Source organism: Streptomyces sp. SM10, assembly GCF_002910915.1.
Lineage (GTDB): Bacteria > Actinomycetota > Actinomycetes > Streptomycetales > Streptomycetaceae > Streptomyces.
Genome location: NZ_NEUF01000085.1, coordinates 1 through 7,127, shown reverse-complemented (window position 1 = coordinate 7,127; position 7,127 = coordinate 1). Strand labels below are relative to the sequence as shown.

Annotated in this window: 2 protein-coding genes; both read right to left on the bottom strand. The window is 70.1% G+C overall.

Going from position 1 to position 7,127, the window contains the following annotated elements; genetic code table 11:
- A partial coding sequence (locus B9S57_RS11915; protein WP_181011324.1) for a type I polyketide synthase occupies positions 1-5,914 on the bottom strand: 5,914 nt, incomplete at its 3' end.
- Between the two features lie 7 nt (positions 5,915-5,921).
- The coding region (locus B9S57_RS34435; RefSeq protein ID WP_181011323.1) for a beta-ketoacyl reductase at positions 5,922-7,127 on the bottom strand (1,206 nt) is incomplete at its 5' end.

The window sequence follows — 7,127 nt, the reverse complement described above, 5'->3', positions numbered from 1 at the left end:
GCGACGACGGCTCATCCACATGCAACGTCCGCGGCAACACACCATGCCGCATCGCCAACACCATCTTGATGATCCCGGCCACGCCCGCCGCCGCCTGCGTGTGACCGATGTTCGACTTGACCGACCCCAGCAGCAGCGGACGGTCATCCGACCGCTCCTGCCCATACGTCGCGAGCAGCGCCTGCGCCTCGATCGGGTCACCCAACCTCGTGCCCGTACCGTGCGCCTCGACCACATCAACCTGCGCCGGGGAGAGCCCGGCGTTGACCAGCGCCTGGTTGATGACCCGCTGCTGGGACGGACCGTTCGGGGCCGTGAGGCCGTTCGAGGCACCGTCCTGGTTCACCGCGCTGCCCCGCACCACCGCCAGCACCTCGTGCCCATGGTGCCGCGCGTCCGACAGCCGCTCCACCAGGAGTACGCCCACACCTTCGCCCCACGCCGTACCGTCCGCGGCTTCCGCGAACGCCTTGCACCGGCCGTCCACCGCGAGACCGCCCTGCCGAGAGAACTCCACGAAGGCGCCGGGGGTGGACATGACCGTCACTCCAGCGGCCAGGGCCAGTGAGCATTCGCCCGAGCGCAGCGCCTGGATCGCCCAGTGCAGCGCGACCAGGGACGATGAGCAGGCCGTGTCCACCGTCACCGCCGGGCCCTCGAGACCCAGCGTGTAGGACACCCGGCCCGACAGCACACTGGCGGAGCTGCCCGTCGCACCGTATCCGGCGACCGACTCGTCCGCGCCGCTGATGAGATGGGCGTAGTCCTGGCCGTTCGTACCGGCGAACACTCCCGTCGAGCTGCCGAACAGCGACGAAGGGTCGATGCCCGTGCGCTCGAGGACCTCCCAGGACGCTTCGAGCAACAGCCGCTGCTGGGGGTCCATCGCCAGCGCCTCACGCGGCGAGATCCCGAAGAACTCGGCGTCGAAGTCCGCGGCGTCGTGCAGGAAGCCGCCCTCTCCGGTGGACGAGGTGCCGGGGTCGGCGGAGCCACCATCCGGGCCGCGGAGCGATTCGAGGTCCCATCCGCGGTTCTCCGGCAGGGTGGAGATTCCGTCCGATCCGGCGGCCAGCAGGTCCCACAGTTCTTCCGGAGAGGTGACACCACCGGGAAATCGGCAGCTCATGCCGACGATGGCAATCGGGTCGTCGGAGTCGTCCAGGCGGTCGTCAAAGGTCGTCGGGCTTGCGCCTGCCTGCAACGGCGCGAGTTGGGACCGCAGGTGGCGAGCCAGAGCACCGGGGGACGGGTAGTCGTACACGAGCGTCGCCGGCAGGCTGAGCCCTGATGCGGCGTCGAGCCGATTGCGCAGTTCCACCGCGCTGATCGAACTGAATCCCAGGTCGAGGAACGCTCGGTCTGCGGGTACGGCCTCTCGGGACCCGTGGCCCAGCAGCGCGGCGGCCTCATCACGGACCAGGTCCAGCAGCAGGCGGAGGCCTTCGTGTTCCGGCATGGCCCGCAGACGTGCGGCGAGCACCGAACGATGCAGGGGTTCGTGGGCACGGCCGGCAGCAGCCGGGTCCGCCTCGGCGGGGGCCAGCTCTTGGAGCAGCGGGTTGGGCCGGAGCGTCGCGTTCCGACCGGCGGCCCGGTCCCACCGCACATCGGCCACGACGAGCGAGGTTTCGTCGTCCTGGAGTGCCTGTTGCAGGGCCAGGAGTGCCAGTTCGGGGTCCATGGAGCCGACGCCGCTGCGCGCGAAGTTCCTCTCCTGCGCGGCGCCGAGGCCCCGGCCGTGCCAGTGGCCCCATTGGATCGCGACGGCTGTCAGGCCTTCCGCACGGCGGTGGTGGGCAAGGGCATCGAGGAAGGCGTTGGCGGGGGCGTAGTTCCCCTGGCCGGGGCCGCCGAGCAGACCGGCGACGGAGGAGAAGAGCACGAACGCGGAGAGATCGAGGTCGCGGGTGAGTTCGTGCAGGTTCGTCGCGGCTCGTGACTTGGCGTGCAGGGCGCGGTCGAGCTGCTCGACGCTCAGCGTGTCCAGAAGACTGTCATCCAGCAGCGCCGCGCTGTGGACGACCGCCGTCAGGGGCAGCTCGGCAGGGATCGAGGCCAGCAGGGCAGCCAGCGCGGACCGGTCGCCCGCGTCACAGGCGGCGAGGGTGACCTTGCAGCCCTTCGCCGTGAGCTCCGCAGCCAGGGATTGCGCACCGGGTGCTGCAGCGCCGCGTCGGCCTACGAGCAGCAGGTGTTCGGCGCCCCTCTCCGCGAACCAGTGCGCAGTGTGGGCGCCGAGCGCGCCGGTGCCGCCCGTGATGAGCACCGTGCCTCGGGGGGCGCGCCAGTCGTAGGGGGCGGGAGCATGGGAAGGGCGGGGGGCGGGGACGAGCCTGCGTCCGTGCACCCCTGTGGCACGGATCGCCAGCTGGTCCTCCTCGGCGTCACGCGCCGCGAGGACTGTGCGGAGCCTGTGGGCCGCACGCCGGTCGATGTCCTCCGGGAGATCGAGCATGCCACCCCAGCTCTGCGGGCGTTCGGCTCTGATCACGCCGCCCAGTCCCCAGAGCAGGGCCTGGGTGGGGGAGGTCAGGGGATCCGTGCTGCTCACGGACACAGCGCCACGGGTCGCGATCCACAGCGGAACCTGCACCGCGGTGTCCCCGAGGGCCTGGACGAGGGCCAGCGTGTCCGCGAGCCCTGCCGGTACGGCCTCCGCACAGGGGTGGGTGCGAACGTCCAGGGCGAGCAGCGACAGCACACCTGTCGTGACGGTGTCCGGCCCGTCGCCCAGCGCGGTGTGTATGAGGGAGGCCAGTGTCCCGCGATCGCTGCCTGGTGCCACACGGACGACGACGACCTGGGCGGGGGCGAGCGCGTCGAGGCACGCGTCGAGATACGGGTCGGCAGCGGTCGTCGCAGGCAGCACCACCAGATACGTGCCTGCCGGCCGATGGGTTGCGGTCGTCTCCGCGATCCGCTTCCACTGCACGCGGTAGCGCCAGGAAGCGACGGTGGACTGAGCGGCACGCTGACGGCGCCAGGCTGACAGAGCGGGTAGCGCCGCCGCGAACGACTGTTGCGTGTCGACCGCGAGTGTCCGGGAGAGTGCCTCCAGATCCGCGCCGTCGACGGCGGCCCAGAAGGCGTCGTCCTCGGGAGTGGTTTCCGGTCGGTTCGTGTCCGGCGTGCCGGCCAGGTCCAGCCAGTAGCGCCGGTGTTGGAACGCGTACGTGGGAAGGTCCACCCGCCGGGCGCCGGTGCCGGCGTACACGGCATGCCAGTCCGGTTCCACACCGTGCGTGTAGGCGGCGGCGAGCGAGGTCATGAACCGGCGGGGCTCGTCCTCACCTCGCCGCAGAGTGCCGAGCGCCACCGCGTCGCCGGCCGTCGCGTCGAAGGTCTCCTGGAGCCCTGCCGTGAGGACCGCGTGCGGGCTGACCTCGATGAAGACCGTGTGGCCGTCGGCAAGTGCGGCGGTGGTCGCCGCCTCGAACTCCACCATGGAGCGCAGGTTGCGGTACCAGTAGTCGGCGTCCAGGCCGGCGGTGTCGATGAGCCCGCCCGTCAGGGTGGAGTAGAAAGGAATTGCCGCGGAACGGGGTTCGAGTCCTTGCAGTGCCTCCGCGAGCTCCTCGCGGAGGCCTTCTATCTGTGCCGAGTGGGATGCGTAGTCCATCGCGATGCGCCGGGTCCGTACGCCGACTTCCGCGCACGTGAACACGAAGGCGTCCAAGGCGTCCAGGTCACCCGACACGACGACGGACATGGGTCCGTTGACGGCCGCCACCGACAGCCGGGTGCCGTACGACTGCACCTGCTCGCGGACCCATTCGGCCGGGCGCGGCACCGACACCATCCCGCCCTTGCCGGAGAGAGGCATCGTTACTTCTCGCCGTCGCGCCACCAGGCGCGCCGCGTCCGGAAGGGAAAGGGCTCCGGCGACGGTGGCTGCGGTGATCTCGCCCTGGGAGTGACCGATGACAGCGGCGGGCTCGACTCCGCACGAGCGCCACAGCTCGGCCAGCGAGACCATGACCGCCCACAGCACCAGCTGCATGACGTCCGCCCGGTCCGACGAGGGGGCACCGTCCACACGCCGTACCACGTCCAGGAGGGACCAGTCCGTGTAGGGCGCCAGCGCCTCACCGCACTCGGCGAGCCGCGCCGCGAAGACGGGGGACGACTCCACCAGGCCGGCTGCCATGCCGGTCCATTGTGCGCCCTGCCCCGGGAACACGAAGACGGGCTTGACTCTGCGGGACGCGGTCCCCTTTACGGCGCCAGGGGCAGATCCGACCTCGGCCAAGGAGCGGAGCGCGGACAGGAAGCCGTCGTGGTCTTCCGCCAACAGGGCCACGCGATGTTCGAGCGAGGCCCTGCTGGTCGCGAGGGACCATGCGATGTCCACGGGGTCCTGGCCGTTGCCGTGGCGTGTCTCCAGGTGAGCCAGCAGACGCGCGGCCTGGGCCGTGACCGCCTCGGGCGACTTCCCGGAGAGCACCCACGACGCGGTGTCGGTGGTCAGCAGAGTCCGTGCGTCAGCTCGCGGGGCATCTGCCGGTCCGGGGGCCGGCCGGCTGTCGAGGTCTGCCTGTTCGAGGATGACGTGCGCGTTGGTGCCGCTGATCCCGAACGAGGACACACCCGCCCGACGTGGCTCGCCCGTCTCGGGCCACGCCATCTGCTCGGTGAGCAGTTCGACGCGCCCGGCCGACCAGTCGACGTGCGTCGACGGCTCGTCGACGTGCAACGTCTGCGGCAGCAGACCGTGCCGCATCGCCATCACCATCTTGATCACACCGGCCACACCGGCCGCGGCCTGCGTGTGTCCGATGTTCGACTTCAGCGACCCGAGCCACAGCGGTCGGTCATGAGTTCTGTCCTGTCCGTACGTGGCAATGAGTGCTTGCGCCTCGATCGGGTCGCCGAGTGTGGTGCCGGTCCCGTGCGCTTCCACGGCATCCACCTGGGCGGCCGTCAGCCCGGCGCCTGCCAGCGCCCGCCGGATGACGCGCTGCTGCGAGGGTCCGTTGGGCGCGGTCAGCCCGTTGGACGCTCCGTCCTGGTTGACGGCAGAACCGCGCACCACGGCGAGCACCTTGTGCCCGTTGCGGCGCGCGTCCGCCAGCCGTTCCACCAGAAGTACGCCTACGCCTTCGCCCCAGCCCGTGCCGTCGGCGGTGGCGGAGAATGCCTTGCACCGGCCGTCGGCGGCGAGGCCGCGCTGCCTGCTGAAGTCGATGAACGTGGCCGGGGTGGTCATCACCGTGACCCCGCCTGCGATCGCCATCGTGCACTCACCCGATCGCAGCGACTGCACCGCCAGGTGCAACGCCACCAACGAGGACGAACACGCGGTGTCGACGGTGACCGCGGGCCCTTCGAGACCCAGCGTGTAGGAGACCCTGCCCGTGACGACACTGCTCGCGGTACCGGTGCCGAGGTATCCGTCGACCCCTTCGGGCACGGCACCGATGCTCGCCGCGTGGTTGTGGTACATCACCCCGGCGAACACGCCCGTGCGGCTGCCCCGCAGTGACAGCGGGTCGATTCCGGCGCTTTCGAACGCCTCCCAGGACGCCTCCAGCAGCAAGCGCTGCTGCGGGTCCATGGCCAGCGCCTCACGCGGTGAGATCTTGAACGGTTCCGGGTCGAACTCGCCGGCGTCGTGCAGGAACCCGCCCTCACGGGTGTAGCTCGTGCCGGGCCGCTGCATCTCCGGGTCGTACAGCGCTTCCAGGTCCCAGCCGCGGTCGGTGGGGAAGTCGGTGATCCCGTCCCTGCCGGACACGGCCAGTTCCCACAGCTCGTCGGGGGACCGTACGTCGCCTGGGTACCGGCAGCTCATCGCCACGATGGCGATCGGCTCGTTGCCCTTCTCCTCGACGGAGCGCAACCGCTCGCCGGTCTCGTGCAGTTCAGCGGTGACCCGCCGGAGATATTCGCGGAGCTTGTCCTCGTTCGCCATCAGCGATTCACCTGCCGAACTTGTTGTCGATAAAGTCGAACAGCTCGTCGTCTGAGGCTGTACCGAGTGACTTACTGAGGTTGGAGGCGTCACCGGCGTCATCGCTCAGGTAGTCCTGGGCACCTGCCGGCTCGCGCTCCTCGTTCCACCTGGCCATGAGAGCGTTCAGCCGGGCAGTGATGGTGGCGACGGAGCCCTCGCCTTCCGGCGTGAGCGCGTCGAACACCGTCTCCAGTCGATCGAGGGTTTCGAGCACCGAGGCCATCGCTGTATCGCCGGGGACGAGCTCGTTCAGGATGTGCTCGGACAGCTCACCGGGGGTGGGGTGGTCGAAGACGAGGGTGGCGGGCAGCCGCAGCCCTGTCGCCCTGTTCAGCCGGTTCCGGAGGTCCACAGCGGTGAGCGAGTCGAAGCCCAGCTCGGTGAAGGCGTCGTGCGGCTTAATCGACGTGCCCGAGGCGTGGCCGAGGACGTCAGCCACCTGATCGCACACCAGCTGAAGGGCCAGCCGCTCGCGCTCCGCGGCGGGAACCGCACGCATCCGGTCGGCATAGCGGTGGGTCCCACCGGACTCGGCGGTACGCCCTTCCTCGCCCAGGCGCCTGGGCGGCTTTCGTACGAGGGACCGGAGCACGGCGGGCACATCGTCCGTCAGGGCGTTCTCGCGCAGTACGGCGAAATCAAGAGGCACGGGCACAAGCACGGGCTCATCGGTCAAGGCTCCGGCCGCCTCGAACAGGCTGAGCCCTTGTTCCGTGGTCAACGGCAGCAGACCGCCCCGGGCCATCCGCCGCAGATCATCCGCGCCGAGCTGCCCGGTCATCTCGCTGGCCTGGGCCCACAAGCCCCAGGCCAGGGACTGCCCCGCCAGCCCCTCCGCCTTCCGCACTTCGGCCAGGGCATCGAGGAACGCGTTCGCCGCCGCGTAGTTCGCCTGCCCCGCACCACCGAACACACCGGCCGCCGAGGAGAACAACGTGAACATCGACAAATCCATGCCACGCGTCAACTCATGCAGATTCCACGCCGCATCAACCTTCGGCCGCAACACCGCCGACAACCGCTCCGACGTCAACGACGACACCACACCGTCATCCAAGACGCCGGCGGTATGCACCACACCCGTCAGCGGGTGCCCGGCCTCCACACCGTCCAACACCCCCGCCAACGCCACACGATCAGCCACATCACACGCCACGAACCGAGCCCGCGC